Origin of the sequence: Klebsiella pneumoniae complex sp. WS1778, assembly GCF_049472055.1 — a bacterium.
GTDB classification, from domain to species: Bacteria; Pseudomonadota; Gammaproteobacteria; order Enterobacterales; family Enterobacteriaceae; genus Klebsiella; species Klebsiella quasipneumoniae.
In genome coordinates, this window is the sequence record NZ_JBKGTJ010000001.1 from 1,125,974 (window position 1) to 1,150,466 (window position 24,493).

Below are 24,493 nucleotides of genomic sequence, written 5' to 3' on the forward strand. Positions count from 1 at the left end.
GGAACTCCCTATAACGAAGAAAGGATTCATCAATTTGGTCATTACCAGGCGTAAGCCTGAGGCGCTTCTCCCCCGGGACCGGGCCAGATTTCGTCAAGACAGCTCATGGTGTCGTCTGATAGCGTGACTGTCGTAGCGTGAAGCGCCTGCTGGAGTTGTTCCACCGTACGAGGCCCAATCAGTGGAGCGGTAACGACAGGATTCTGCAGGAGCCACGCCAGCGCCACATCGGAAGGGGTTTCGCCGAGGTCCTCACATAATCCCTCGTAGGCTTCCAACTGCGGACGATACTGTTCGATTAGACGGGCAAACGCGGGCCTTGCACGGCGCCCGCTTGCCATCTTTTTCAGTACGCCGCCAAGCAACCCTCCGGCAAGCGGGCTCCAGGGAATCAGCCCCAAGCCAAAATGACGGCATGCGGGAATGAGCTCCAGCTCAATAGTTCGGGCAGTCAGATTGAAGAGACTTTGCTCGGCGACCAGGCCCAAGAAATGACGGGCCGTGGCGACTGACTGCGCAGTCGCAATGTCCCAGCCGGCGAAATTGCTGCTACCGATATAAAGAACCTTTCCCTGCTGAACAAGCAGTTCCATGGCCTGCCAGATCTCTTCCCACGGTGTATGACGATCGATGTGATGCATCTGATAGACGTCAATATGGTCGGTCTTAAGACGTCGCAAACTGTCCTCGCAGGCCTTGCGAATATGGTAAGCAGAAAGCCGGCGATCGTTCGGTCCTGGTCCCATAGGCTGATAGACTTTCGTCGCCAGAACAATACGGTCACGGCGACCACCCTGCTGAAGCCAGCGACCAATAATTTCCTCGGACAGCCCTGAGCCTTGCTGGATATCGGGGGATTGTTCGGTGCCATACACGTCTGCTGTATCAATGAAATTGATACCCGCCTCAAGCGCCTCATCCAGAATGCGGGCGCTGGTTTTCTCGTCGGTGACGTCACCAAAATTCATGGTTCCGAGGCAAAGGCGGCTGACTTTCAGGCCGGTGCGGCCAAGATGCGTATAGTTCATAAACGGCTCCGTTAGGTGAATGTTCCGCCCTGGCCCACCAGCCAGAGTGCATAATTTTCAAGAATAACGAAGCACAACGTGTTCAGTGAGAGGACATGAGTGGATGGACTTGTGAAAAAAATTCAGCAACGGATTAGCCCTGGTCGGTCTAAGGTGTATATCATTTCTTTATCAACGCATTCGGGTCTTAACGCACAAGGAAAACTATTCTGTATGCAAATAAGCAGAGCTGATGTTGCCGATCTCATTTATTTCATGGCGATTGCACGTCATCGCAGCTTCAGCCGTGCGGCAATTGAATTAGGCGTCAGTGCATCAGCGCTGAGTCATGCCCTGAAGGGACTGGAAACCCGGCTCGGGGTTCGCCTGCTTAATCGCACGACCAAGAGCGTCACCCCTACGGCAGCTGGTGAGGAACTGGTTCAGTCTGTTCTTCAGCCTTTCGACTCCATAGAAGGCGCGCTTGAATCGCTTAACCGGTATCGCAATACCCCTACCGGACGTATCCGCATCAATGCCGCCGTTGAAGCGGCAAATCTTTTGCTTGCGCCGGTCATGCCCGCTTTTATGGATCGCTATCCCGATATTGAAATCGATATTGTGGCCAGCAACCGTATGGTTGACGTCACTGATGCGGGCTTCGATGCCGGTATCCGCTATGGTGGCACCGTCCCGGAGGACATGGTTGCCCGGCGTTTATCCGCCGATATTCGCTGGGTTATCGCGGCCTCCCCCGACTACCTGGAACGCTACGGAACGCCTGAACATCCGGATGATTTATTACGCCATCGCTGCATCAGCAATCGTCTCGGCGACGATCGGGTTTATCGCTGGGAACTTAAGCGAGACGGCGAAACATACCAAATGACAGTGCCAGGCTCAGTGACGGTCAATCATGCCGAAACGGGCCTTGTAGCCGTACTGGGCGGGGCTGGCCTGATGTATTTTCCGGAGCCTCTTGTTGCTCCCTATGTCAAGGATGGACGGCTCCGCCTGGTGCTTACGGAATGGTCCCCGCTGGAGGAAGGTTTTCATATCTATTATTCAAGCCGCCGGCAACTGCCGACCGGGCTTCGCCTTCTGATTGAGTTCATACAGGAGGCCAGGCCGCTGGGGTTGTGAAATAGCGCCTCCATACTGAACAATGAGTTAACGTCTTTATCGCCTCGTAGCGGATAGCAGAAAATCAATCAGGGTCTTCACTCTTTTCGTTTTACCCGCGTTTTTGGGGTAATAGAGATAAACTGGCGGGTAGGTTTTCCAGTAGCACTCCATCACGGGGATAAAGTGCTCCCTGTCGGGCTGTAACTGCCAGATGGGTTCAAACAGGCGTCCAATTCCCAGCCCGTTACGGATCCCGTCAGCCATAACGTCGATATCGTTACTGATTAACTGCCCGGGCATCTCAACCGTCAGTTGCTCTCCGTGGTCGTTCAGGAGCAACGGAAGGATGCGGTTGTTAGTGATAAAACGGTAGCCAATCAGCTTGTGTTGACTGAGGTCTGCCGGCACCTCAGGCATTCCATGCTCGCTGATATAAGCTGAGGATGCATATAATCCTTCACGAAAGGGTTTCATTAACGGCCGCGCCACCACCCCGCCTTCAAGAATATCGCCAAAACGGATCCCCAGATCAAAACGCTCTTCGATGATATTCACGGTACCGTCATAGACCGATATTTCCAGCTGTATGCCCGGATATTGCTGACAGAATTTCGCCATTGCAGGCTTAAGAATTAACAAATAGGCAAAACGCGAGAGTGTGATTCGCACGATACCAGAGGGCTCCTGATTCTGGTCGCGAATGCTTTCAAGCGAATTTTCCAGCGACTCCACCGCCGCAGCGGTCTGTTCCAGCAACAGCTGCCCGGTTTCCGTCAGCTCAATACGGCGGGTCGTACGCACAAAAAGCGGATGGCCAATATGCTCTTCCAGCAGCTTAAGCGCATTGCTGACGGAAGGAGGCGTAATTTCCAGTTTTCTTGCGGCTGCCGAAATATTACCCTCACGTGCAATGCTCTGAAAGATGCGTATCTGGTTATAAAGGGCATTATTCATAATGTGTTCCTTAAACAATCTCCGTCAGATTATTAAGTACAGTCTAAAGATGCTTAAGTCAATGCTCCTCTAATCTTCATGAAATTCGCCTCTTATACTTTTATCTCTTTCTACAACGACCTGAGTTCAGGAGACTATGATGCGAATTTTATGTCTGGATATCCCCGCACCTGGAGCATCGCTGGAAAAATATGCTCCACACCTTAACGCTGAAGCCCTGCACGCCTGGGGATTGTATAAATCCGGCTTCATCCGCGACATCTACTTCCGTCAGGACAGACCTGGCGTCGCTATTTTTCTTGAATGTGACTCTGTCGATGAAGCGGTGAACGTCATGGCCGAATTTCCGCTGGCAAAAGCAGGCTTATTAAGCTTCGAGTGCATTCCGCTTGGCTCCTTTATTAACTGGGAAAATCTTTTTGCCGCTGAATTCAAAAAGTAAAAGTGAGGCCCGATATGAAACCTGCAGATAAACCCGTGCTGTGTGTTGTCTCCAGCCATCCAATTAAAGGTGCATCCGGTGTACCGACCGGTTTTTTCCTGGCCGAGCTGACGCATCCGCTGAAAGTACTGGAAGATGCCGGACTAAAAACGACGATAGCCAGCATTCGTGGGGGACAGCCACCGGTGGATGGATTTGACCTCAGTGACCCTGTCAACGCCTGGTTCTGGAACGAAACCGATTTTCAGCAGCGCCTGGCCACAACGCCTGCGTTATCCGAGCTGAACGGTACCGATTACAGCGCCGTTTTCTTTGCGGGCGGGCATGGAACCATGTGGGATTTCCGCGACAGCCAGGATGCCCAGCGTATTATCCGCGAAGTGTATGAAAATGATGGGATTGTCTCAGCCGTCTGCCACGGACCTGCGGCACTGGTTGACGCAAAACTCAGTAGCGGCGAATACCTGGTGAAAGGCAAAAACGTGGCGGCCTTTACCAACAAGGAAGAGGAAGAAGTTCACACCACAGATGTGGTTCCCTTCCTGCTTGAGACTGCACTCCGCGAGCATGGCGCGCTTCATCATGAAGCTCCGAACTGGTCTGAAAACGTGGTTACTGACGGTCGCCTTATCACGGGGCAGAATCCCGCTTCAGCGCACGGTGTCGGTGTGGCGCTGTTAAATGCGCTCCGCCAGACAGCTTAATTCATTCATCTGTCTTTCATCGTTACTCACCCTCTTTGGCCGGTTTACGTCAGCAACGATCCGGCCTTTTTTCAGGAGCTGAATATGAAAACTCTTCCTCCCGTCGCGCTCGGCACATGGTCCTGGGGCACAGGCTTTGCCGGTGGCGACACCGTCTTCGGCAATCATCTTTCTGATACTCAGATGGCAGACGTGTTCACCACGGCCATGAGTAAGGGCCTCAATCTCTGGGATACCGCAGCAGTATATGGCATGGGGAGTTCAGAGGCTGCGCTGGGAACGTTAGTCCGTCAATTCCCCCGCGAGGATATGATTTTATCCACCAAATTCACGCCGCAGATTGCGGACGAACAGTCAGCGCAGCCTGTCAGCAATATGCTTGAGGCCAGCCTGGGACGCCTGGGTGTGGACGCGATTGATTTCTACTGGATCCATAATCCCCTCGATGTTGAGAAATGGACGCCAGGACTGATCCCACTTTTACAAAGCGGTAAGGTAAAACGCGTAGGTGTTTCCAACCACAATCTGGCACAAATCAGACGCGCCAACGAAATCCTTAACGCTTCCGGTTATTCCCTCAGTGCAGTACAGAATCACTACAGCCTGCTTTATCGCGCCTCTGAAGAGGCCGGGATCCTTGATTATTGCCGACAAAATAACATCACGTTCTTTGCTTACATGGTCCTGGAGCAAGGCGCGCTCAGTGGTCGTTATGATTCAAATCATCCCATGCCTGCCGGGAGTGGCCGGGCCGAAAGTTATAACGCAGTACTGCCGCAGATAGAAAGATTAACCGCCGCCATGAAAAAAATGGGAGCTGAAAGGAATGCCAGCGTTGCACAGATAGCCATCGCATGGGCTATTGCGAAAGGTACCCTTCCACTCATCGGCGCGACTAAAGTCCATCACGTTCTGGACGCCGCCAGTGCTTCAGATATCCAGTTACGCGAGGAGGAAATCATCCTGCTGGAACAACTCGCCACAGAGACCAGAGTGGATACACGAGGCGCCTGGGAAAAACCGATGGTGTAACGCCCGTCCGGGACAGACTGTCATGAATGACATTCACGTATGGACAGTTCCGGCTGATCCTTATCTGCATCACTTTTACTGCTTTGTATGAAGGGTGAGAATATGAAAATCATTTGCCTCGAAGAACATTATCTCGACAGCGAGTTAGGGCGAGCGTGTATGCCTGTTGCGCTTGAGCAGGCGCCTTTCCTTGGCGACTGGGGGAAAACCGTCGCTGATGGTCATAATCCTGACCGAAGCCGGCCGCAGATAGAAAAGAATGCGCTGATAAACGCGAAAGGCGCAGATTTGGGAAGCCGCCGCCTCAGGGATATGGATGAGGCTGGAATTACCCTGCAGATCCTTTCTGTGGGCGGATTCCCCCAGTTGGCACCCAAGGATGAAGCGGTAACATTAAATACGGCGGCAAACGACCGCCTTGCCGGGGCGGTAAGAAATCACCCGGATCGCTTCGCGGCATTTGCCACACTTCCCTGGGCACAGCCGGAAGAGGCTGAAAAAGAGCTTGTCCGCGCAGTTGAAAAACTGGGGTTTAAAGGGGCACTTCTCAATGGCCGACCCTCTTCATGCTTTCTCGATCATCCTGACTATGACTCCCTGCTTTCCCGCTTTAATAAACTGAATGTGCCACTCTACCTTCATCCCGGATTACCGTTTAAAAGCGTGCAACAGGCCTACTTCACGGGCTTCAGCGCAGAGGTCAACGCCAGGCTCTCTATGTTTGGCTGGGGCTGGCATCACGAAGCCGGGATCCATTTGTTACGGCTGATGTTATCGGGCGCATTTGATAAATATCCCCACCTGCAGGTAATCAGTGGCCACTGGGGGGAGATGCTGCCCTTCTGGCTGCAGCGTCTTGATGACAGCCTTCCGCTGGCTGCAACGGGTCTGTCACGCACGCTAACGAGAACCTTCCAGGAGCACGTTTATGTTACCCCGTCAGGTATGCTGACACTGCCGCACTTCCAGTTTATCTACGAGTTAATGGGGGCAGACAGGATCCTGTTCTCCGTCGATTATCCCTATCAGACCCTGGACGGTGTAAAAACATTTATCGACTGTCTGCCGGTCAATAAGGCTGAAAAAGAGGCCATCGCGTTTCGCAATGCAGAACGTTTACTGGGCATCACGGCGTAGTTCACGGGTTCATGATGACCGGGCACAATAAGATCCGTCGACCATTATTAGTTTTTGTCTAAAAGTGAATGAGCCTTTACTGCTCTAAAAAAAATAATGGTGTCACTCTATACTGGGTTAAATATTCACCAATGATGTTTAACTGATTGAAATGAAAAATATCCTTGTTGTTTCAGGTCATCCTGAGCTGAACCATTCCGTCGCCAATGCCACTATCCTTGATGAAGTGGCTACCGCCCTTCCCGATGCTGAAATTCGTCGTCTGGACTGGCTCTATCCGGACGGCAAATTCAATATCGCTGCGGAGCAGGAAAGCCTGCTCAGGGCCGATGTGATTGTCTGGCAGTTTCCTTTTTCCTGGTATGGGCTACCCGGGGTAATGAAACAATGGCTGGACGAGGTCTTTGTCCACGGCTTCGCGCATGGCTCAACGGCGAAACTGGGCGGTAAAAAGCTGATCCTCTCCTTCACTACAGGGGCGCCGCAGGTGCTCTATACCGCTGACGGTTTCTTTGGCCATGCCATAGAAGAGTATCTTATTCCATTCGAGACCACGGCAAGGCTGTGCAATCTTGAGCTGCTGGCGCCGGTTTATACCTGCGGTATCAGCTATGCCGACCGGGATGCCGACAAAATCGCGCAGCAAAAAACGCTTGCCCGGGAACACGCTTCAAGGCTTGTCGATCTGCTCAATTCCGTCGTGAATAATCCAGAGGGAGAATAACGATGCAGTATACCCGGCTCGGTAAAAGTGACTTACTGGTCTCCCGCATCTGTATGGGATGTATGGGGTTTGGCGACCCGTTAACGGGCCAGCATCGCTGGACGCTGGACGAAACAGCAAGCCGGGACATTATCCGCTACGGTCTCGAAAAGGGTATCAATTTTTACGATACCGCCATCGCCTATCAGAACGGCTCCAGCGAGCGATACGTTGGCCGGGCGCTGCGGGAGTTGGCAAAACGCGAGGACGTGGTGCTGGCCACCAAGTTTCTGCCACGAACCGCCGCGCAAATTGCCGCGGGGATCGGCGGAAAAGAAGCCATAGCCCAATCGCTCGACCAGAGCCTGCAGAATCTGGGGATGGACTACATCGACCTCTACATCTATCACATCTGGGATTACAACACGCCAGTTATTGAGGTGCTTGAAGCGCTGCACGCCGCCGTGACCGCCGGCAAGGTGCGCGCGATTGGTATTTCCAATTGCTATGCCTGGCAGCTGGCGAAGGCGAACGCCCTTGCCGAACGCGAAGGGCTGACGCCCTTTGTTTCCGTGCAGAGCCACTACAACCTGATTATGCGTGAAGATGAACGAGAGCTCTTCGGTCTGTGCGCTGAAGATGATATCGCCATGACCCCCTATAGCGCGCTGGCCAGCGGTCGTCTCTCCCGGAAAGAAGGCCACACGCGACGAGCCGCGGAGGATGATTATGCGCGCGGGAAATATGACAGCACGGCTGAACAGGATCGGCTCATTATTGAGCGTGTAGCCGAACTTGCCGAACGGCATCAGGTGTCCATGACGGAAATATCTCTCGCCTGGCTGCTGACAAAAGTCACGTCACCTGTTGTAGGGGCCACAAAAAAAGATCACGTCGATGGCGCGGTAAACGCCGTCAATCTTCAACTGAGCCAGGAGGAAATCCGGTTTCTGGAAGAAACCTACCAGCCGCATGTTCTGACGGGGATCATGGCGCAAAACACGCCGCAAACGAAAGACGCCAGGCAGGTCTGGACGCGGTAGCCCTTATTCACTTTTATAGGAGATTTTATGATCTGGTTACTGCAGCACAGAGCAGCAGCGTTGTTTTTGTTTGCAGTTATCTTCCTGATGCCCGTTAGCCATGCACATAGTCGTGAAAAGACCGACATTAAAACGCTCGTTATCGTCTCACACCCTTATCCGGAACGCTCAGTTCTGACAAAAGGGCTGCAGGCAGCCGCTGAGAGTCTGGAAGGCGTGACGGTTCGCAACCTTGAGACATTGTATGGTTATGACACACGTCAGATTAATGGCGACGCGGAGCGAAAAATGATGCGTGAGCACAGTCGTGTCGTTTTTATCTTCCCGACACACTGGTTCAATATTACGCCGATGATGAAAGCCTGGCTTAATGAAACCTGGGGGAGTGTCGGACCCGGTTTGTGGCAGGGAAAGGAGATGCTTATTGTCAGTACGGCTGCGGGGGGAAGCTCAACTTACGGGCCAGACGGCAGGATCGGGGTATCGCTCGCGGATGTGTTTTTACCAATGAAAGCCAGCGCCCTGCACGCAGGTATGACGTGGCTTCCTCCCCTGGTCTTTGAGGGCGCCCGTAGCGATCAGCTACCTTCCTACCAGCACCAGCTGATCGAACGACTTAAACAGTAATGTCAGTAAAAGGAGCCTCGTGAAAAAGAGCCTTATGCTTTTAATTTGCATACTAATAAGCAGTCCGGTTTTTGCAACAAAACCGGATGTGCTGGATAAGTCAGTGATGAATCTCTTCGAGATTGGGGTCAGGCCCGATCGGGGCAACGATTTTGCAGACGTGGCCAGACAGACGATTTCTGCTTCGGTTGTTCATGAAGAAGGTACGCTGGCGATGTACGCCCTGCAACGCAGCGACCATCCACGTCATGCATTCATGGTGGAGCTCTATGAAAACGAAAGCGCTTACCACAAACATCTGAATGGCGACCCGTACAAGGCATTCGCTGCCCGGGCACCTGACATTATCGAACGGAAAAATAAAATCATTCTGGAGCCCCAATTTCTGGGGGACAAACACATCATACCGAATGAGCGAACCATTAATAATCTGGTGATCGTCGAGGTAAAGCCTGAATTTCAGACCGAATTTAAAAACATCGTCATGCCTGAAATGGCTGAGTCGCTCAAAGTAGAGAAAGGCGTGTTAGCTATGTATGCCGCTACAGACTCACAGACTCCGAACCGCTGTTATTTCTATGAGATTTACGCCAGTGAGGAAGCGTATCAACTGCACCGACAAACGCCACACTTTCGGGATTATCTCAGGCAAACGGCGCATATGAGCGCCAGTAAGGACGCTATCCCGGTAAAACCGGTATTTCTTCGTAACAAAGGCGGAATCAAACAGGATCCGCACCGTTGATCAGTGAGGATTAACATGAAAAGCATAATTGCAGCGGCGGCCATGTCGCTTGTTATTTCTGATTTTGCTATTGCTGAGGAAACAAGAGGTAAAGCGATGATGAAAATTGAACCTTCAGCGATTTCGGAAGCTGATATTCGTGCTGTCTCTCCGGCTCTGGCGCGCTTCAGCCGTGAAGCCATTACTGAAGATCTGTGGACACGCGATTCCCTCTCGCCCAGGGACCGTAGTATGGTGACCATTGCCATGCTGATTGCCCGCAACCAGCCAGGCGAGCTTAAGCACTATATTGAAGTCGCTCTCGATAGCGGCGTGACACCAGCGGAACTGTCAGAAATCATTACCCATCTGGCGTTCTACTCAGGTTGGCCAAATGCAATGTCAGCCATCAGCGTGACCAAAACGGTTTTTGAATCTCGTGGCGTTACGGCGGATGCAATTCCTGACGCTTCTCCGGATCTGCTCCCCCTCAATCAGGAAGCAGAAAAGCAGCGTTCAGAAACAGTGGAAAAAAATGTTGGCTCAATATCTCCAGGCCTGGTTAAGTTCACTGCTGAACCCCTGTTCCTGGATCTCTGGCAAAGACCCGCGCTGAAACCCCGCGACAGAAGCCTGGTTACGGTCAGCGCCTTAATCGCATCCGGACAAAGTGCACAGATTGGCTATCACCTCAACAGAGCGATGGATAATGGACTATCTGCTGAGGAGGCTGGTGAGATCGTTACCCAAGCCGCGTTCTATGCCGGCTGGCCAAACGCGTTTACCGCTGCTCCTGTTGTCGGAGAGGTACTACGCAATCGGTCATCGAGTAAAAAGTAATATTACTGAACGCGAAAACCTAACGTACATCATAAAATTAGGGTGACCAGTTCTCGAACAAATGGGCGCAACATTGAGTGATTTGGACTGACCCCGCCCGTAGACATATTCTTTCCTCACGACGAGGCCTTATCCATCGGCTCCAGCGGCAATATGCACGCATGGGCGCCGTAAGCTTTAACTGTTATGGCGTTACTCCTGGGTTTATGAATGGTCTGCGGCAGAAGTGTCTGCCCGCGAGGTCAGAAAGATCAGTACGGTTGCGATAATCAGCATCGCGGCGCTGGCCAGGAAGGTGCTCTGGTAGCCGTGATGGTCGAAAAGCAGACCGCCCACCGTCGAACCGAGAGCAATGGACAGTTGCACCATCGCCACCATCAGTCCGCCGCCCGCTTCGGCATTCTGAGGGAAGGTATGCGGAACCCATGCCCACCATCCCACCGGTGCGGAAGTGGAAATCAGCCCCCACAGCCCGAGCAGCGCCGTCACGATGGCTACATGACTGCCGAAGGCAATCAGGGCCAGCGCAGTGATAGCCATCAGTACAGGGATGGCCATCAGGGTCGGGTAGAACCCGCTTTTCAGCACCCGGCCAATCAGGGTAGTGCCGATGAAACCCGCGACACCAATAACCAGCAGGACCAAGGTCACCGTTGCGGCATCCACCCGCGTCACCGTCTCAAGGAAAGGCCTGATGTAGGTAAAGAGCGTGAATTGCCCCATAAAGAAGATCCCCACACCCAGCATGCCCAGCGTGACCACCCGTCGACGAAACAGCCTGAAAACGTTGCGGGAAGCCGCCGCCTGACGGGTGACCGACATAGAAGGCAGACTGAGTAATTGCCAGACAAACGCGATGATGGCGACCGGCACCAGGCAGAAGAAGGCCCCCCGCCAGCCAACAACCGATCCGAGCCAGCTGCCAAGAGGGGCAGCCACGACGGTAGCCAGAGCATTGCCGCTGTTGAAAATAGCCAGCGCCAGCGGAACACGATGCACCGGGACCAGACGCATTGCCGTCGCGGCCGACATCGACCAGAACCCGCCGACCACAATGCCAATCAGGGCCCTGCCCGCCATATAGGTCAGGTAATTGGGCGCCATCGCAATAACAGCACCGGAAATTGCCATAATGCAGGTCAGACCGAGCAGCAGCGTTTTCCGGTTAAGCGTGCCTGCCAGCACGGAAATAAACAGGCTGGTTACCACTGCAAATGTCCCGGAAATGGCGATGCCCTGTCCGGCCATACCTTCGGTGACACGAAGGGTCTGCGCCATCGGTGTCAGCAGGCTGACCGGCATGAATTCGGAGGCGATCAGGGCAAAGACGCACAGCGTCATGGCAAAGACACCACTCCAGTGCTCAGGCTGTTTCCCGCTTCCGGTGTTATTTTTTCTGTTTTCGTCTGTCTTATTACTCATTCAGGGATTTCTTTTCAGTAGATAACATGAAGTCTGCGCCCCGGAGCCTTCAGCGCTGAAGGAAGAGCTGAAACGGCATACGGGGACGGGATAAGAGGGATAATCGCGATATGGAAGGTGCTGTGGGTCAGTTGGCTACCCTGATCTGCACCGCAAGAGGTCCGTGGCGCTGCAGGACCGGGAGTCCGGAATCCACTTTCCCTAACGGGATCAGTGAACGGCCGTAAGCCCTGCCCCGGGCAAAAATCGCCAGGTTGCCCCACGGCGCGTAGTAAGTGATATCTCCGGCTTCCGGCGTCATGCCGTCCGGTGCCTGCACCGTGGAAAGCCTGCGCGGCAGGTCGCTTATACGCTCAATATCGTCATAGTCTTCCAGCGTCAGGCTGAGAGGAAGCAAAGACGCAAAGTCCCGGCCTGTCGGCGTATCATAGAGGGTGGCGGTAGCGGTTTCTCCCTCCACGATGATCTCAATTTTCATAAGCGTCTCCTGCGCCACTCCCCGGTCGTTGTCACTCGCCATAGCGGACTGCGTGACGAAAATCAGGCCGGCAAGAAGCAGCAGTGATGTTCTGCGGTAAGCGTTTTGCATAAGGGTTATCGTTGACTTTTTCATCGCTTTATTATTAGCAATATGCAGCGGGTTAACTAGCTAATGAATACTTAATACCCTTATGAGTAAAATTTATAAATGGACCGGAAACGAGCATGGCCAGGCGCAATCTCAACGACTGACTCTCTTTCGTTACCGTGGTGCGTGAGGGTAGCTTTACGCGCGCTGCCGCCCAGCTCGGCGTGACCCAGCCCGCCTGAGCAGGTGATTTCCGGGCAGGAAGAACGGATGCGAATCCGCATGCTGACAAGGACCACGCGCAGTGTGTCAGTGACGACTGCCGGGGCGCGACTGCTGTATTAATGAGCACATGGTTCAATCGGGGAAAATTTACGCCTGAGAGTTTAATGACTATATCTGGCACACAGCAGGCGTGATCGACACCAGGGGGACGTAACGCGCTAGCGGCTAAGCGTAGCGCCAGCAGAGAAAATCCCGGATGGCGGCGCATGGCGCCTTATCCGGGCTACGCTGTTGTGCCTTAATTGTGCCGGGTGGCGCTTCGCTTACACGGCCTACAAAACTGCCCGCGATTTGGCGCTCTATTCGCGCCCTTCGTAGGCCCGCGCAAGCGCAGCGCCGCCGGGCAAGGACAGCGGGCATGGAGCCGATTTTGTGCCGGGTGGCGGCTGCGCCTGACCCGGCCTACAAAACTTACCCGGCCTACAAAAACAGGGCTGCCCGTACTCTTCTGGTGGCATGCCCCAGACCCGCGCCTGCGCAGCGCCGCCGGGCAGTTACTGCGCCTGCTGCTGCGCCTGCGCCAGCTGGCGGACGATCGCCTCGCGCCGCGCATCCCCTTCCGGCAGCCGGGCCAGCAGCGCCTGCAGGGCGGCCACGGCTTCGGGGTAATCTTCATTACGCACCGCGCTCAGGGCCAGCATCTCCAGCACCGGCAGGCTGTTCGGCTGCCGCTGATGCAGGTCACGCAGCAGCAGCTCGCCCATCCGAACCTGACCGCTATCTCCCGCCCGCACCAGCGCGCTGGCGTAATCGAAAGCCGCCGCCGGGTCATCCGCCGCCAGAGCATGCGCCCGGCCAAAGGCGCCGATCGCCGTCTCGCCATCGTTTAACAACAGGCCCAGCCGTCCAAGCAGCTGCCAGCCGGGGAGGTCATTCGGGGTATCCTGCAGGTGGCTGCGCAGGCCAAGCCGCAGCTCCGCCAGCTCATCCATTCGCAGCGGCGCCGCCGTCGGGTCCTTAACCTGCTGCAACAGCGCAGGATAATGCCGTTCAGCCTGCTGCCAGAGCAGCACCTGGCCGATATCGCTGGTTTTCAGATACAGGCCCAGACTCAGGACTACCAGCAGCAGCGCCCCCGGAAGCAGCGCCCAGCGGCTTAGCGGCCGTTCGCCAGGCTGTGCCTGGGGCGGGATATCGGTCAGCAGCGTGCGCTGCAGCTCGACGACCAGCGCCGGGTTGTCCTCGCCGCGCTCCTGCGTCAGCTCCTGCAGGCGCGACTGATACAGGGCGCGGTTGAGGGTATCGCGGTCCACCGCCCCGTTGCCCGTCCATGGGTAATAAAGCAGTCCCAGCGCGCCAGCCAGCAACAGCCCGGCGATAACCACCAACAGGCTCATCGTTCTTTTCCTTCTTTTAATAATTCCGCCAGCCGCTGGCGCTCTTCAGCGCTGAGCGCCGCGTCAGGGATGTCGCGACGACGCGCGCGGGCGATAATCATCCCGGCGCCCGCCAGCACGAACAGCCCCGGCCCCAGCCACAGCAGCACCGTGCCCGCGGTCAGCGGCGGCTCGTAGCTGACAAAATTGCCGTAGCGGGCCACCATATAGTCAACGATCTGCCCTTTCGTTTTCCCCTGCTGCATCAGCTCGTACACCTTCTGCCGCATATCGGCGGCAATCATCGCGTTCGAGTCGGCGATGCTGTTGTTCTGGCATTTCGGGCAGCGCAGCTGGGAGGTGATCTCGCGAAAGGCCTGCTCCTGGGCCTCATCCTTAAACTGCCAGGTATCGATGGCGGCCCACGCCTGGCCGGTCACCATCAGCGCCAGCAGGATGCCCATTACCCCTCTCATCAGCCCGCCCCCCGGTTGTATTGATTCCACAGCGGCTGGAGCTCCTCGCGCCACACCCGTTCGTTCAGGTCGCCGGCGTGCCGCCAGCGGATGATGCCCTGACCGTCGATGAGAAACGTCTCCGGCGCGCCATAAACTCCCAGATCCAGGCCGAGCATGCCGTTGCCGTCGTACAGGCTCAGCCTGTACGGATTACCCAGGCGCTGCAGCCAGCTCATCGCCTTCTGGCGATCGTCTTTGTAGTTCATCCCCACCACCCGCACGCCCTGCTGCGCCAGGCCGTTGAGAAACTGATGCTCGGCGCGACAGGTTGGGCACCAGGTGGCCCAGACGTTGAGCAGCAGCGGCTTGCCGTCAATCAGCGTCCGCCGGTCCAGCGTCTGACCGGGGGTATTCAGCGCTTCAAGGCGAAACTCCGGCAGCGGTTTGCCAATCAGCGCCGACTCAAGGGTCGTCGGGTCGTCGCCATCGGCATTGCGCATCAGCTGCCAGAACAGCGCGGCGGCCAGCGCCAGAAACAGCGCCAGCGGGATAAACAGCAGCTTCCGGTTCATGAGGCCTCCTGCAGTTTCTTACGCATCCGATAGCGCGGGTCGAGCATGCAGCACAGACCGCCGAGGGCCATCAGCACCCCGCCGTACCAGATCCAGCGAACGAACGGTTTGTAGTACAGACGCACCGCCCAGCTGCCGTCGCTCAGCTCTTCCCCCAGCGCGGCGTACAGATCGCGGGTCAGCCCGCCGCTGATCGCCGCCTCGGTCATCATCATCCGGCTGGCGGTGTAAAAGCGCTTCTCAGCATACAGCGTCGCTTCCGGGCGTCCGCTGCGGGTCACGGTGATAATGCCTTCGCCGCCGGTCCAGTTGGGGCCGACGATATTGCGCACGCCGTTAAACACAAAGTGATAGCGGTGGATATCGATACTGTCGCCGGGGCGCATCCGTACATCGCGCTCCACGCTGTAGTTCTGGCTAAAAGTGATGCCGATAACGGTCACCGCCACGCCGACGTGACCGAGCACCATCCCCCACTGGCTGCGGGTCAGCGTCCGCAGGCCGCGCCAGAAGCCGTGGCGATGAGTGGCCCGTTCGTGAACCTCCAGCAGGGCGAAGATCAGCACCCACAGGGCCATCATCAGGCCAATGACCGCCATGGCGGTGATACGATCCTGCAGCAGCCACGGCAGCGCCAGAGAAAGTGACAACGTCACAACCAGGGCGATAATCAGGCGCTTAATCTGCCTGGCGATGTCATCGCGCCGCCAGCGGATCAGCGGCCCCAGCCCCAGCAGCAGCGCAAACGGCGCCATCAGGGCGGTGAACATGGTATTGAAGAACGGCTCGCCGATGGAGATGCTGCCGAGGCCCAGCTCTTTATGCACCAGCGGCAGCAGCGTTCCGAGGAGCACCGCCAGCATCGCGGCCATCAGCAAAATATTGTTGCCAAGCAGGAACGACTCGCGCGACCACAGGGTATGTTCCACCCGCGCCCGCACCCGGCCGCCCTTCAGGGCGTACAGCAGCAGCGACCCGCCGATGGCGACAATCAGCAGCGCCAGGATAAACAGCCCGCGCGACGGATCCGAGGCGAAGGCATGCACCGAGACCAGCACCCCGGAGCGCACCAGGAAGGTGCCCAGCAGGCACAGGGAGAAGGCGGCGATGGCCAGCAGCACCGTCCAGGCGCGGAAGCTGCCCCGCTTCTCGGTCACCGCCAGGGAGTGCAGCAGCGCGGTGCCCACCAGCCACGGCATAAACGAGGCGTTTTCCACCGGGTCCCAGAACCACCAGCCGCCCCAGCCCAGTTCGTAATAGGCCCACGCCGAGCCCAGCACGATGCCGAGAGTGAGGAACATCCATGCCGCCTGGGTCCAGGGACGCGACCAGCGCGCCCAGGCAGTATCCAGCCGGCCCGCCAGCAGCGAGGCGATGGCGAAGGCGAAAGCCACCGAGAAGCCGACGTAACCCATATAGAGGATCGGCGGATGAAAAATCATGCCGATATCCTGCAGCAGCGGATTAAGGTCGCGGCCGTCAATGGGGTACTGCGGCAGGCCGCGGCTGAACGGGTTGGAGGTAAAGAGGATAAACAGCAGGAACCCCAAGGCGATCATCCCCATCACCGCCAGCACCCGGGCGACGGCGTCGAGCGGCATCCGTCGGCTGAAGAGGGCGACGGCGAAGGTCCAGACGCTGAGCAGCAGAACCCACAGCAGCAGCGAGCCCTCATGCGCCCCCCAGGTCGCCGCCACCCGATACCACACCGGCAGCGCGCTGTTGGAATTTTCCGCCACGTAGCGGACGGTAAAGTCGTTGACCACGAAGGCGTGCACCAGCAGCAGGAAGGCGCCGCCGATACAGGCGAACAGCCCACAGGCCAGCGGCCGGGCCAGGACCATCAGCCGCCGGTCCTGCCGCGCCGCGCCCCACAGGGGATAGACGCTCAGGAGCAGCGCCAGACCCGCCGCCAGACACAGTAAAAAATTGCCCAGCTCCGGCATCATGGCTGCGCCCCCGTTTTCTCCGGCGTCATGGCGTTTTTCACCTCCGGCGGGGTGTAATTTTCATCATGTTTGGCCAGCACCTGCTGGGCGGTAATATGCCGCTCGCCGTCCAGCACGCCCTGGGCCACCACGCCCTGCCCTTCACGGAACAGGTCCGGCAGAATGCCCTTATAGCTAACGTCCACCACCCCGCGGGCGTCATACAGCTTAAAGCGCACGTCGAGGGTTTGCGGGTCGCGCTGCAGGGAGCCCGGCTGAACGTAGCCCCCCACTCGCAGGCGCTGCCCGGTATGAGGTAGCGCCCGGGTTTCCGTTTTGCCGTAGATAATTTCCCCCGGGGTGTAAAACAGATCGATATTGCTGCTCAGGGCGTACAGCGTCAGGCTGACAGTGAGCCCAAGTCCGGCGAGCACCGCCAGCACGATATACAGCCGGGTTTTACGACGCGCTTGCATCCGCGGCCTCCTTGTCATGTTCGCGGGCAGCCGCGATCCGCCGCTCGCGCGCCTGCTGGCGTCGCACTTCATGGAATAGCGCCCGCCGCGCCCACAGGGTGTGCACCGTCAGCAGGCCAAAGGCGGCGACGGCCACCGCCACCGCCAGCCAGACGTACTGGGCATAGCCGCCCATATTCAGGAAGGCGGCGAACGAAGAAAAAGCGGGGCTCATCGGACGGCTCCTTTGTTAGCCAGCGCCACCACCCACGGTCGACGACGCTCCAGCTGCAGGATCAGGTTACGCAGGCGCATCAGGGTCAGGGTGACCGACAGCGCGAGGAAAGCAAAGATACAGATCCGCAGCGGCAGACGCATGCTCGGGTCGATGGTTTGCTGCAGGTTGGTCGAACCCTGGTGCAGGGTATTCCACCAGTAGACCGAGTAATGAATGATGGGCAGATTGACCACCCCGACCAGCACGAGGATCCCCGCCGCGCGCCCGGCCACCCGCCGGTCGTCAAAGGCGTGCCACAGGGCGATGACCCCGGCATACAGAAACAGCAGCACCAGCTCCGAGGTCAGGCGGGCGTCCCAGATCCACCAGGTTCCCCACATTGGCTTGCCCCACGCCGCGCCGCTGACCAGCGCCACCAGGGTGCAGACCGCCCCCACCGGTGCCAGGGCGGCAATCGCCAGATCGGCCATTTTGATCTGCCAGACCACCCCGACGAAGGCCGCGACGGCCATCGCCAGGTACAGCCCCATCGACCACATCGCCGCCGGGACGTGAAGATACATGATCCGGTAGCTCTCCCCCTGCTGATAGTCCGCCGGGGCGAAGCCAAATCCCCATCCCAGGCCGATGACCAGCAACAGCGCGCTCAACGCCGCCAGCCAGGGGATCCAGCATCCGCACAGGCGGTACAGCCGCTCGGGGATCGCCAGTTGATGTAACGCTTTCCACATAGACGCTTACTCACACGGTTTTGATGGCCGCGCCCACAGGCGCAGCGAATTATTGCACGGTCAGCCGCAGCGCGGCGGCGGTGGCGAACGGACACAGGGTGGCGCTGGCGGTTAAGAACGCCGCCAGCATCGCCAGATAACCGCCGACCGGGAGCCCGGCGGCGGCGGCCTGGCAGGCCGCGGTGGCGAAAATCAGCAGCGGCACCGCCAGCGGCAGCACCAGCAGGCTCAGCAGGACGCCGCCGCGCTTCAGGCCGACCGTCAGGCCAACCCCCACCGCGCCAAGAAAACTGAGCGTCGGGGTGCCGAGCAGCAAGGTCAGCGCCAGCACGCCGGCATCGTGCACGCTCATCCCCAGCAGCAGCGCCGCCAGCGGAGAGACGATCAGCAGCGGCAGGCCGCTCATCATCCAGTGGGCGACCACCTTCACCAGCACCACCGCCCCCAGCGGCGTCGGCAGAAGCAACAGCTGCTCCAGGGAGCCGTCCTGCCAGTCGTCACGAAACAACCGATCCATCACCAGCAGCGCCGCCAGCAGCGCGGCGACCCATACCACGCCCGGCGCAATCTGCGCCAGCAGCTGCGGCGCGGCGCCGACGCCGAACGGAAACAGGGTGATGACGATCAGAAAGAACCAGAGCGGATTGAGGATCTCCGCCCCGCTGCGCCACGCCAGGCGCAGTTCCCGGGCCAACAGCGCCCGCATCATTGCCACCTCCCGTCGCCGCCGCCGAGGCGCAGGGTGCGCAACGGGCAGCGCAGCGGCCGCAGCGGCTGGTGGGTAGTGAGGATCGCGCTTCCCCCCTGCCGGGCGTGCTGCTCCAGGCGTCGGGTCAGGGTTTCCATCGCTGTGGCGTCGAGGGCGGTGAACGGCTCATCGAGGATCCACAGCGGCGCGTCGGTTAACCACAGGCGGGTCAGCGCCACCCGGCGCTGCTGCCCGGCGGAGAGCTGGCTCAAGGGGAGATCTTCATAGCCCGCCAGGCCGACGGCGGCGAGGGCGCGTTCCCGCTGCTGAAGGCGGCTGGCCGGAAAGAAGAAACGCAGGTTTTCATCGGCGGTCAGCGCCGCGTTAACGCCGGGCTTATGGCCCAGCCACAGCAGCTGACGATGAAATGACTCCCGGACCTTCGCCAGCGGCTGGCCCTGCCAGCTCACCCCGCCGCTTTCCGGGCGCGCCAGGCCGCAGAGGATCCGCAGCAGCGAGGTTTTCCCCGCGCCGTTATCACCGGCGACCTGCAGCAGCTCACCGGCAGCAAGGGACAGCGTCAGCTCCGCAAACAGCGGTCGATCGTCAACGATGCAGGTCAGTCGCTCTGCATGCAGCATGAAGGCAAACTCCTTGATTCAGACAGTATTTTACGTCCTGGCTAAGTATGGGTTGCGCCGCGTGGGCGACGCAACCCTGACGGTTACTGTCCGGCCCCCGGCAGCTTCGAGATATCAGCGTTGCCTAACGCCTTCTCATCGTGCGCCGCGGTCTCCTTACGCACCTTCGCCACATCGCTGGCGCTGACCGCCGGCGCGTTGTTGCCCCAGCTGGTGCGGATGAAGTTGACCACATCCGCCACCTGCTGGTCGTCCAGACGCCAGCCGAACGATGGCATGGTCAGGTTGGAGACCGCATCTTTCACCGCCGGCGTGGTGCTCCCGGTCAGAACAATGTGGATAAGCGAAGTGGCATCTTCGGTCTGTACCACCGGATTGCCCTTCAGCGACGGGAAGGCGCGTTTATAGCCCGCGCCATCGGTACGGTGACAGGCGGCGCAGTTATCGACGTACAGCGCGGCGCCGGTTTTGCTGTCGTTACCCTTCCACAGATCTTTCGCCACGCTGTCTTCCACCGGGGCTGGGGTCTGTTTGCCGCCGCGCGGCGGGAGCGACTTCAGATAGCGGGCGATGGCGGTGATGTCGTCATCAGAGAGATACTGCAGACTGTGCTCCACCACATCGCTCATGCCGCCGAAGACCACCGATTTATCGTTGCGTCCGGTTTTCAGGAACTCGGCCAGCTCGGCTTCGCTCCAGGTCCCCAGACCGTCGCGGTTTTCGCCACGCAGGCTGGAGGCAACCCAGCCGTCAATCGGCGCATTACTGCCCGCCAGGTAATCATCGCCTTCGCTTTCGCTGAGCGCTTTTTCCTGCATCGTCAGGCTACGCGGGGTATGACAGGCGCCACAGTGGCCCAGGCCTTCCACCAGATAGCGGCCGCGCTCCAGCACCGGGTCAACCTGCGGGTTGGCAACAAAGTCGCTCGGCGTCGGAGCGAAGATGCCGCGCCAGAACGCCAGCGGCCAGCGCATCGACAGCGGCCACGGGATGTCGGTGTCCTTGTTGGCGACATTCACCGGCTCCACGCCGTGCATAAAGTAGGCGTACATGGCGCGCATGTCCGCTTCGCTGATCCGTGCGAACGAGGGATACGGCATCGCCGGGTAGAGCGTGGAACCGTCTTTCCGCACGCCCTTGCGCACCGCGTCGTCGAACTCTTCGAAGGTGTACCCGCCAATGCCGTGTTCTTTATCCGGCGTGATATTGGTGGAGTAGATGGTGCCGATCGGCGTCTCCATCGGCAGACCGCCGGCGAAAGGTTTGCCCGCTTTGCCGTTGGTGTGGCAGGCGACACAGTCCCCCGCCCGCGCCAGATACTCCCCTTGCTTAATCAGATTGCTGTCCGCAGGCGCCTCTTCGGCGAAGGCTGCGCAGCTCAATGCCCCAAGCACCAGGGCCGATAACCATTGCATTTTCATCATCTGCCTTCCTTTATGCCTGCACCAGGGGACCCGGATTTTTCAGATACTGCTCGCGGATCGCCTTCGCTGACCAGTAGGCCAGCGCGGCCACCGTGCCGGTTGGGTTATAGCCCAGCCCCTGCGGGAAAGCGGAGGCGCCGATGACGAAGACGTTATGCACGTCCCAGCTTTGCAGATAACGGTTAACGGCGCTGGTTTTCGGATCTTCCCCCATCACCGCTCCGCCGTTCATATGGGTGGTCTGGTAGGTGGTGGTATCAAAGTGGCTGTTGGCGTTTTTCGGGCTGCCGAGGATATATTTCGGCTTCATCGCTTTGGCGATCGGCGCCATCTTATCGAACATAAACTGCGCCATCTTGATGTCGTTTTCCTGCCAGTCGAAGGTCATGCGCAGCAGCGGCTGGCCAAAGACGTTTTTGTAGTTCGGATCAAGATCGAGGTAGTTCTGCCGATAGGACTGATGCGCGCCGTGGGCATCCATCGACAGGTGATGGGTGTAGGTATCGGCCACCGCCGCTTTCCACTTGCTGCCCCACGCCGGGGTGCCCGGCGGTACCGGGAAACCGGAGATGGGCTTGGTCCCGGCCTGGTTGACCCAGAACGGCGAACCGCCGACAAAGCCGGCCGCGCCGTGGTCGAAGTTGTCGGCGTTGAAGTCGTCGACGCCGACGCCGTTGCCGCCCGCGCCGATAAACGGGTTGGTATAAGTGTCTTTGTCGAAAATGGCCTTGATGGTGGTCATGTTCTGGTAGGCGAAGTTACGCCCCACCACCCCTTCGCCGGTCTCCGGATTGTACGGTTTACCGATCCCGGAGAGCAGCATCAGGTGCACGTTATGGAACTGGAAGGCGCCGATGATCACCAGGTCCGCCGGCTGCTCCATTTCGCGCCCCTGGCCGTCGACGTAGGTCACGCCGGTGGCGCGGGATTTGTCGTCAGTCAGGTTGACCTTCAGCACGTTGGCGTTGGTCCGCAGCTCAAAGCGTTTTTCCTGGCGCAGCGCCGGCAGGATGTTCACGTTCGGCGAGGCTTTAGAGTACATGTAGCAGGCGTAGCCGCTGCAGAAACCGCAGAAGTTGCACGGACCCATCTGCGCGCCATAGGGGTTGGTATAGGAGTCGGAGGTGTTGGCCGACGGCAGGTTGTAGGGATGGTAACCCACCTCGAGCGCCGCTTTTTCAAACAGCTGCGCTGACCAGGTGTTTTTCTGCGCCGGCAGCGGGAAGTCGTCTGAGCGGTCCGGGGCGAAAGCGTTGCCGCCGCGGCCTTTACCGACGACCTTGCCTTTGATCGACCAGGCGGTCCCGGAGGTGCCGAACACTTTCTCCGCTTTATCGAAGAACGGTTCCAGCTCGTCGTAGGTGACGCCGAAATCCTGGATGATCATATCCTGGGGAATGAAGTTTTTGCCGTAGCGCTCTTCATAGTGGCTGCGCATCCGCAGTTCGATGGGATCGACGCGGAAATGGACGCCGGACCAGTGCAGCCCGGCCCCACCCACGCCGGTACCCGGCAGGAAAGCCGCCAGCTGGCGATACGGCACCGCCTGCTGGCTGGTGTTATGGCGGATGGTGACGGTGCTTTTCGACAGATCCTGGAACAGCTTGCGGCGGATGTTGTAGGTCAGCTCATCGATAACCTGCGGATAGGCGCCGTCCGGCCAGGTGTCGCGCATCGGGCCGCGCTCCAGCGCCACGACGTTGAGCCCGGCTTCGGTCAGCTCTTTGGCCATGATCGCCCCAACCCAGCCGAAGCCGACGATCGCGACATCGGTTTTTTTCAATACGGTGGCCATGATTACGCCCTCTCCCCATTAATTGATACCGGCGGGAAGGGGTAGCGTTCGCCCCGTTCAACCCAGTCCATAAAGTCGGCGCGCGCGCCGGGAAAATTAATCAGCGTCCAGCCGACCATGCCTTTATTACCGCCATGGATCGGGTCGCTGAAGAAGCCTTCTCGGGTGTTCTGCAGCAGATAGGTGAAGAACAGCGAGGCCGGAAGCTGTTTGAACTCGGCTTTGCCGGATTCCCACAGGCCGAGCGCCTCGTCCTGTTGCTCGTTGCTCAGTTCAGCGAAGGTCTTGTGATACTTGTCCTGACACCACGCCTCGGCGTCGGCGATCCCGAGGTTATAGATCTGTTTGGGCACCAGCGGCAGCTGATAGCCCATCTCTTTCGGCACGTCGGGGTTGAAGGGCCCCTGCATATACCAGATGGAGCCGGTAGCGTAAGGGGTATTGAGCTGGCGGTCGATAAACTCCGGCACGCCGGCCTCTTTAGCGCCGGGGCCAAGTTCATCCGCTGGGATCAGGCGCGCGACGGCGGCGTTGATAAACGCCCACTCACGATCGTTGAAGAACTGCGGCTTCCAGTCGCTGGCCGCCGCCGTGTTCCCGGAGGCTGGCTCTGAAGCGGGGGCCGCCTGCGCGGTCGCGCTGGTGGCCACGCCAATGGCCCCTGCTCCCGCGCCGCCGATCACCACCGTCGGGATCAGCGCCATCGACTTCACCAGGAAATCACGCCTGGAATTGTTGGTTTTCTCGCTCGACATCATCACATTCCTGTCATTGAAAATTACTGTTTTTGTCGCTGACAAAACCAGTGAATGTCGTGCTGGAACCGATACCATTGCGCTTTTAAACCGCTTAGCGTCTGGCCCGGCCCGGCAAGTCGGATAAAACATCGCCAGAGGCGATATCATTTATAGGGTTATCGTTTGGATAGTAGACGATTCTCAACGAAACGCGGGAAATCGGAGAGAAATTCACCGGAATGTCATCGTGAGAAGGGTGCTGCCATAACCTTGAGGCGGTAAACCGGCGGCGTTCACACCGCGCTGAGCTTACCCATGCGCCAAAAAAGAGTGACTTGTATCACAAATGTTATTTTTTGTTTATGGTACATGGCAGATTAAACGTCTGTAAATACTCGTATTAGGAATAATTAAACATTTTGAGCTGTTAAAAAAGTTAATAACCGTTGTTAACTATTTTGCATCTATTTCCCGGCTAACGCGTTCGGCTGGCGATATCCCGTCCACAGGAGAAGAGAAGATATGTTCGATCATGTGAAATTCGGCGTCAGTGATTATGCCGCGAGCAAAGCGTTCTTTTTACAAGCCCTTGCCCCGCTTGGCGTAACGCTGGTCGGCGAAGGCGAGCCGACCTACGGCGCAGAGCTGGCCGGCAGCGGCGATGTCTCTTTGTGTCTCTATCAAAGTGCGGACAAACCGGCGCCGCTGCATATCGCCTTTCGCGCCGACAGCCGCGAACAGGTCGACGCCTTCTGGCAGGCGGCGCTGGCCGCCGGAGGAAAGGACAACGGCGCGCCGGGGTTACGACCAAACTACCACGCCAGTTATTACGCCGCCTTTGTGATTGCGCCAGACGGGCACAATATTGAAGCCGTGTGCCATCTGGCGTCTTAACCA

Annotated in this window: 27 protein-coding genes and 1 pseudogene; 12 read left to right on the forward strand and 16 right to left on the reverse strand. The window is 58.0% G+C overall.

The annotated features are described in order from the left end of the window. Window positions 1–41: 41 nt before the first annotated feature. Window positions 42–1,028: an aldo/keto reductase gene (locus tag ACLEXF_RS05805; RefSeq protein WP_053810273.1), complete on the reverse strand. Its 987-nt coding sequence runs from the start codon at window positions 1,026–1,028 to the stop codon at window positions 42–44. Between the two features lie 213 nt (window positions 1,029–1,241). Here ACLEXF_RS05805 and ACLEXF_RS05810 point away from each other — a divergent pair, with 213 nt between their 5' ends. Continuing rightward, window positions 1,242–2,150, forward strand: a complete 909-nt coding sequence (locus ACLEXF_RS05810; RefSeq protein ID WP_114506072.1) for a LysR family transcriptional regulator — start codon at window positions 1,242–1,244, stop codon at window positions 2,148–2,150. 36 nt (window positions 2,151–2,186) lie between these two features. Here the strand turns inward: ACLEXF_RS05810 and ACLEXF_RS05815 are convergent, their stop codons facing one another. After that, window positions 2,187–3,086 (reverse strand): LysR family transcriptional regulator, encoded by a 900-nt coding sequence (locus tag ACLEXF_RS05815; protein ID WP_064187649.1) that lies wholly within the window; start codon window positions 3,084–3,086, stop codon window positions 2,187–2,189. A 139-nt stretch (window positions 3,087–3,225) separates the two neighbouring features. Between ACLEXF_RS05815 and ACLEXF_RS05820 the strand changes: the two genes are divergently transcribed. From ACLEXF_RS05820 to ACLEXF_RS05860, 9 genes are all read left to right on the forward strand, one after another. Further along, a complete protein-coding gene (locus ACLEXF_RS05820) occupies window positions 3,226–3,528 on the forward strand; it encodes a hypothetical protein (RefSeq protein WP_053810270.1) in 303 nt (100 codons plus the stop codon). A gap of 14 nt (window positions 3,529–3,542) precedes the next feature. Further along, complete coding sequence (locus tag ACLEXF_RS05825) at window positions 3,543–4,232, forward strand: type 1 glutamine amidotransferase domain-containing protein (RefSeq protein ID WP_064794669.1); 690 nt, start codon at window positions 3,543–3,545, stop codon at window positions 4,230–4,232. 84 nt (window positions 4,233–4,316) lie between these two features. Then, window positions 4,317–5,264, forward strand: a complete 948-nt coding sequence (locus ACLEXF_RS05830; RefSeq protein WP_049004063.1) for an aldo/keto reductase — start codon at window positions 4,317–4,319, stop codon at window positions 5,262–5,264. A gap of 102 nt (window positions 5,265–5,366) precedes the next feature. Beyond that, window positions 5,367–6,401 carry an amidohydrolase family protein gene (locus ACLEXF_RS05835; protein WP_080841544.1) on the forward strand — a complete coding sequence of 345 codons (1,035 nt, stop codon included), beginning with the start codon at window positions 5,367–5,369 and terminating at the stop codon, window positions 6,399–6,401. Between the two features lie 151 nt (window positions 6,402–6,552). Next, window positions 6,553–7,125, forward strand: a complete 573-nt coding sequence (locus ACLEXF_RS05840) for an NAD(P)H-dependent oxidoreductase (RefSeq protein WP_407259764.1) — start codon at window positions 6,553–6,555, stop codon at window positions 7,123–7,125. A 2-nt stretch (window positions 7,126–7,127) separates the two neighbouring features. Further along, window positions 7,128–8,147, forward strand: a complete 1,020-nt coding sequence (locus ACLEXF_RS05845; protein ID WP_420497972.1) for an aldo/keto reductase — start codon at window positions 7,128–7,130, stop codon at window positions 8,145–8,147. 87 nt (window positions 8,148–8,234) lie between these two features. After that, window positions 8,235–8,774 carry an NAD(P)H-dependent oxidoreductase gene (locus ACLEXF_RS05850; protein WP_064187701.1) on the forward strand — a complete coding sequence of 180 codons (540 nt, stop codon included), beginning with the start codon at window positions 8,235–8,237 and terminating at the stop codon, window positions 8,772–8,774. Between the two features lie 34 nt (window positions 8,775–8,808). After that, window positions 8,809–9,519 carry a putative quinol monooxygenase gene (locus ACLEXF_RS05855; RefSeq protein WP_407259995.1) on the forward strand — a complete coding sequence of 237 codons (711 nt, stop codon included), beginning with the start codon at window positions 8,809–8,811 and terminating at the stop codon, window positions 9,517–9,519. A 15-nt stretch (window positions 9,520–9,534) separates the two neighbouring features. Next, window positions 9,535–10,338 carry a carboxymuconolactone decarboxylase family protein gene (locus ACLEXF_RS05860; protein WP_049004716.1) on the forward strand — a complete coding sequence of 268 codons (804 nt, stop codon included), beginning with the start codon at window positions 9,535–9,537 and terminating at the stop codon, window positions 10,336–10,338. A gap of 204 nt (window positions 10,339–10,542) precedes the next feature. Here ACLEXF_RS05860 and ACLEXF_RS05865 read toward each other — a convergent pair whose 3' ends face one another. Beyond that, on the reverse strand, window positions 10,543–11,760 hold the full coding sequence (locus ACLEXF_RS05865; protein ID WP_074377612.1) for an MFS transporter: 1,218 nt from the start codon (window positions 11,758–11,760) through the stop codon (window positions 10,543–10,545). A gap of 127 nt (window positions 11,761–11,887) precedes the next feature. Next, window positions 11,888–12,238 (reverse strand): cyclophilin-like fold protein, encoded by a 351-nt coding sequence (locus ACLEXF_RS05870; protein WP_040241394.1) that lies wholly within the window; start codon window positions 12,236–12,238, stop codon window positions 11,888–11,890. A 269-nt stretch (window positions 12,239–12,507) separates the two neighbouring features. On the opposite strand from ACLEXF_RS05870, the pseudogene ACLEXF_RS05875 reads away from it, so the two are divergent. Continuing rightward, window positions 12,508–12,667: pseudogene (locus ACLEXF_RS05875) on the forward strand (LysR family transcriptional regulator); the annotation flags it as partial. A gap of 440 nt (window positions 12,668–13,107) precedes the next feature. Here ACLEXF_RS05875 and ccmI read toward each other — a convergent pair. The 12 genes from ccmI to ACLEXF_RS05935 form a co-directional block, all read right to left on the reverse strand. Further along, window positions 13,108–13,950 carry a c-type cytochrome biogenesis protein CcmI gene (gene ccmI, locus ACLEXF_RS05880; protein WP_065904635.1) on the reverse strand — a complete coding sequence of 281 codons (843 nt, stop codon included), beginning with the start codon at window positions 13,948–13,950 and terminating at the stop codon, window positions 13,108–13,110. Next, on the reverse strand, window positions 13,947–14,393 hold the full coding sequence (locus tag ACLEXF_RS05885; protein WP_074195372.1) for a cytochrome c-type biogenesis protein: 447 nt from the start codon (window positions 14,391–14,393) through the stop codon (window positions 13,947–13,949). The genes ccmI and ACLEXF_RS05885 overlap by 4 nt, the downstream gene beginning before the upstream one ends. An 11-nt stretch (window positions 14,394–14,404) precedes the next feature. Next, on the reverse strand, window positions 14,405–14,959 hold the full coding sequence (locus tag ACLEXF_RS05890; protein WP_004202997.1) for a DsbE family thiol:disulfide interchange protein: 555 nt from the start codon (window positions 14,957–14,959) through the stop codon (window positions 14,405–14,407). After that, window positions 14,956–16,908: a heme lyase CcmF/NrfE family subunit gene (locus tag ACLEXF_RS05895; protein ID WP_407259762.1), complete on the reverse strand. Its 1,953-nt coding sequence runs from the start codon at window positions 16,906–16,908 to the stop codon at window positions 14,956–14,958. Before ACLEXF_RS05895 ends, ACLEXF_RS05890 begins: the two co-directional genes overlap by 4 nt. Next, complete coding sequence (gene ccmE, locus ACLEXF_RS05900) at window positions 16,905–17,363, reverse strand: cytochrome c maturation protein CcmE (protein WP_004143391.1); 459 nt, start codon at window positions 17,361–17,363, stop codon at window positions 16,905–16,907. Before ccmE ends, ACLEXF_RS05895 begins: the two co-directional genes overlap by 4 nt. Then, the gene (gene ccmD, locus ACLEXF_RS05905) at window positions 17,347–17,577 is read right to left on the reverse strand and encodes a heme exporter protein CcmD (RefSeq protein ID WP_023286548.1); all 231 of its coding nucleotides are present in this window, start codon (window positions 17,575–17,577) and stop codon (window positions 17,347–17,349) included. The genes ccmE and ccmD overlap by 17 nt, the downstream gene beginning before the upstream one ends. Next, the gene (locus ACLEXF_RS05910) at window positions 17,574–18,311 is read right to left on the reverse strand and encodes a heme ABC transporter permease (RefSeq protein ID WP_423265743.1); all 738 of its coding nucleotides are present in this window, start codon (window positions 18,309–18,311) and stop codon (window positions 17,574–17,576) included. The genes ccmD and ACLEXF_RS05910 overlap by 4 nt, the downstream gene beginning before the upstream one ends. Before the next feature lie 49 nt (window positions 18,312–18,360). After that, window positions 18,361–19,020, reverse strand: a complete 660-nt coding sequence (gene ccmB / locus ACLEXF_RS05915; RefSeq protein WP_043519859.1) for a heme exporter protein CcmB — start codon at window positions 19,018–19,020, stop codon at window positions 18,361–18,363. Continuing rightward, window positions 19,017–19,640 (reverse strand): cytochrome c biogenesis heme-transporting ATPase CcmA, encoded by a 624-nt coding sequence (gene ccmA, locus ACLEXF_RS05920; RefSeq protein ID WP_032456218.1) that lies wholly within the window; start codon window positions 19,638–19,640, stop codon window positions 19,017–19,019. Before ccmA ends, ccmB begins: the two co-directional genes overlap by 4 nt. A gap of 83 nt (window positions 19,641–19,723) precedes the next feature. Then, window positions 19,724–21,064 (reverse strand): c-type cytochrome, encoded by a 1,341-nt coding sequence (locus ACLEXF_RS05925; protein WP_004217197.1) that lies wholly within the window; start codon window positions 21,062–21,064, stop codon window positions 19,724–19,726. A gap of 10 nt (window positions 21,065–21,074) precedes the next feature. Next, a complete protein-coding gene (locus ACLEXF_RS05930) occupies window positions 21,075–22,859 on the reverse strand; it encodes a GMC family oxidoreductase (RefSeq protein WP_002908285.1) in 1,785 nt (594 codons plus the stop codon). A 2-nt stretch (window positions 22,860–22,861) separates the two neighbouring features. Further along, on the reverse strand, window positions 22,862–23,617 hold the full coding sequence (locus ACLEXF_RS05935; protein WP_017899589.1) for a gluconate 2-dehydrogenase subunit 3 family protein: 756 nt from the start codon (window positions 23,615–23,617) through the stop codon (window positions 22,862–22,864). Between the two features lie 501 nt (window positions 23,618–24,118). Between ACLEXF_RS05935 and ACLEXF_RS05940 the strand changes: the two genes are divergently transcribed. Further along, window positions 24,119–24,490 carry a VOC family protein gene (locus ACLEXF_RS05940; RefSeq protein WP_004203014.1) on the forward strand — a complete coding sequence of 124 codons (372 nt, stop codon included), beginning with the start codon at window positions 24,119–24,121 and terminating at the stop codon, window positions 24,488–24,490. Window positions 24,491–24,493: the final 3 nt, after the last annotated feature.

Coding starts and splice junctions, on each gene's coding strand:
- ACLEXF_RS05805 (WP_053810273.1), bottom strand. CDS start 1,028: ATGAACTATACGCATCTTGGCCGCACCGGCCTGAAAGTCAGCCGCCTT.
- ACLEXF_RS05810 (WP_114506072.1), top strand. CDS start 1,242: ATGCAAATAAGCAGAGCTGATGTTGCCGATCTCATTTATTTCATGGCG.
- ACLEXF_RS05815 (WP_064187649.1), bottom strand. CDS start 3,086: ATGAATAATGCCCTTTATAACCAGATACGCATCTTTCAGAGCATTGCA.
- ACLEXF_RS05820 (WP_053810270.1), top strand. CDS start 3,226: ATGCGAATTTTATGTCTGGATATCCCCGCACCTGGAGCATCGCTGGAA.
- ACLEXF_RS05825 (WP_064794669.1), top strand. CDS start 3,543: ATGAAACCTGCAGATAAACCCGTGCTGTGTGTTGTCTCCAGCCATCCA.
- ACLEXF_RS05830 (WP_049004063.1), top strand. CDS start 4,317: ATGAAAACTCTTCCTCCCGTCGCGCTCGGCACATGGTCCTGGGGCACA.
- ACLEXF_RS05835 (WP_080841544.1), top strand. CDS start 5,367: ATGAAAATCATTTGCCTCGAAGAACATTATCTCGACAGCGAGTTAGGG.
- ACLEXF_RS05840 (WP_407259764.1), top strand. CDS start 6,553: ATGAAAAATATCCTTGTTGTTTCAGGTCATCCTGAGCTGAACCATTCC.
- ACLEXF_RS05845 (WP_420497972.1), top strand. CDS start 7,128: ATGCAGTATACCCGGCTCGGTAAAAGTGACTTACTGGTCTCCCGCATC.
- ACLEXF_RS05850 (WP_064187701.1), top strand. CDS start 8,235: ATGCCCGTTAGCCATGCACATAGTCGTGAAAAGACCGACATTAAAACG.
- ACLEXF_RS05855 (WP_407259995.1), top strand. CDS start 8,809: ATGCTTTTAATTTGCATACTAATAAGCAGTCCGGTTTTTGCAACAAAA.
- ACLEXF_RS05860 (WP_049004716.1), top strand. CDS start 9,535: ATGAAAAGCATAATTGCAGCGGCGGCCATGTCGCTTGTTATTTCTGAT.
- ACLEXF_RS05865 (WP_074377612.1), bottom strand. CDS start 11,760: ATGAGTAATAAGACAGACGAAAACAGAAAAAATAACACCGGAAGCGGG.
- ACLEXF_RS05870 (WP_040241394.1), bottom strand. CDS start 12,238: ATGAAAATTGAGATCATCGTGGAGGGAGAAACCGCTACCGCCACCCTC.
- ccmI (WP_065904635.1), bottom strand. CDS start 13,950: ATGAGCCTGTTGGTGGTTATCGCCGGGCTGTTGCTGGCTGGCGCGCTG.
- ACLEXF_RS05885 (WP_074195372.1), bottom strand. CDS start 14,393: ATGGGCATCCTGCTGGCGCTGATGGTGACCGGCCAGGCGTGGGCCGCC.
- ACLEXF_RS05890 (WP_004202997.1), bottom strand. CDS start 14,959: ATGAACCGGAAGCTGCTGTTTATCCCGCTGGCGCTGTTTCTGGCGCTG.
- ACLEXF_RS05895 (WP_407259762.1), bottom strand. CDS start 16,908: ATGATGCCGGAGCTGGGCAATTTTTTACTGTGTCTGGCGGCGGGTCTG.
- ccmE (WP_004143391.1), bottom strand. CDS start 17,363: ATGCAAGCGCGTCGTAAAACCCGGCTGTATATCGTGCTGGCGGTGCTC.
- ccmD (WP_023286548.1), bottom strand. CDS start 17,577: ATGAGCCCCGCTTTTTCTTCGTTCGCCGCCTTCCTGAATATGGGCGGC.
- ACLEXF_RS05910 (WP_423265743.1), bottom strand. CDS start 18,311: ATGTGGAAAGCGTTACATCAACTGGCGATCCCCGAGCGGCTGTACCGC.
- ccmB (WP_043519859.1), bottom strand. CDS start 19,020: ATGATGCGGGCGCTGTTGGCCCGGGAACTGCGCCTGGCGTGGCGCAGC.
- ccmA (WP_032456218.1), bottom strand. CDS start 19,640: ATGCTGCATGCAGAGCGACTGACCTGCATCGTTGACGATCGACCGCTG.
- ACLEXF_RS05925 (WP_004217197.1), bottom strand. CDS start 21,064: ATGATGAAAATGCAATGGTTATCGGCCCTGGTGCTTGGGGCATTGAGC.
- ACLEXF_RS05930 (WP_002908285.1), bottom strand. CDS start 22,859: ATGGCCACCGTATTGAAAAAAACCGATGTCGCGATCGTCGGCTTCGGC.
- ACLEXF_RS05935 (WP_017899589.1), bottom strand. CDS start 23,617: ATGATGTCGAGCGAGAAAACCAACAATTCCAGGCGTGATTTCCTGGTG.
- ACLEXF_RS05940 (WP_004203014.1), top strand. CDS start 24,119: ATGTTCGATCATGTGAAATTCGGCGTCAGTGATTATGCCGCGAGCAAA.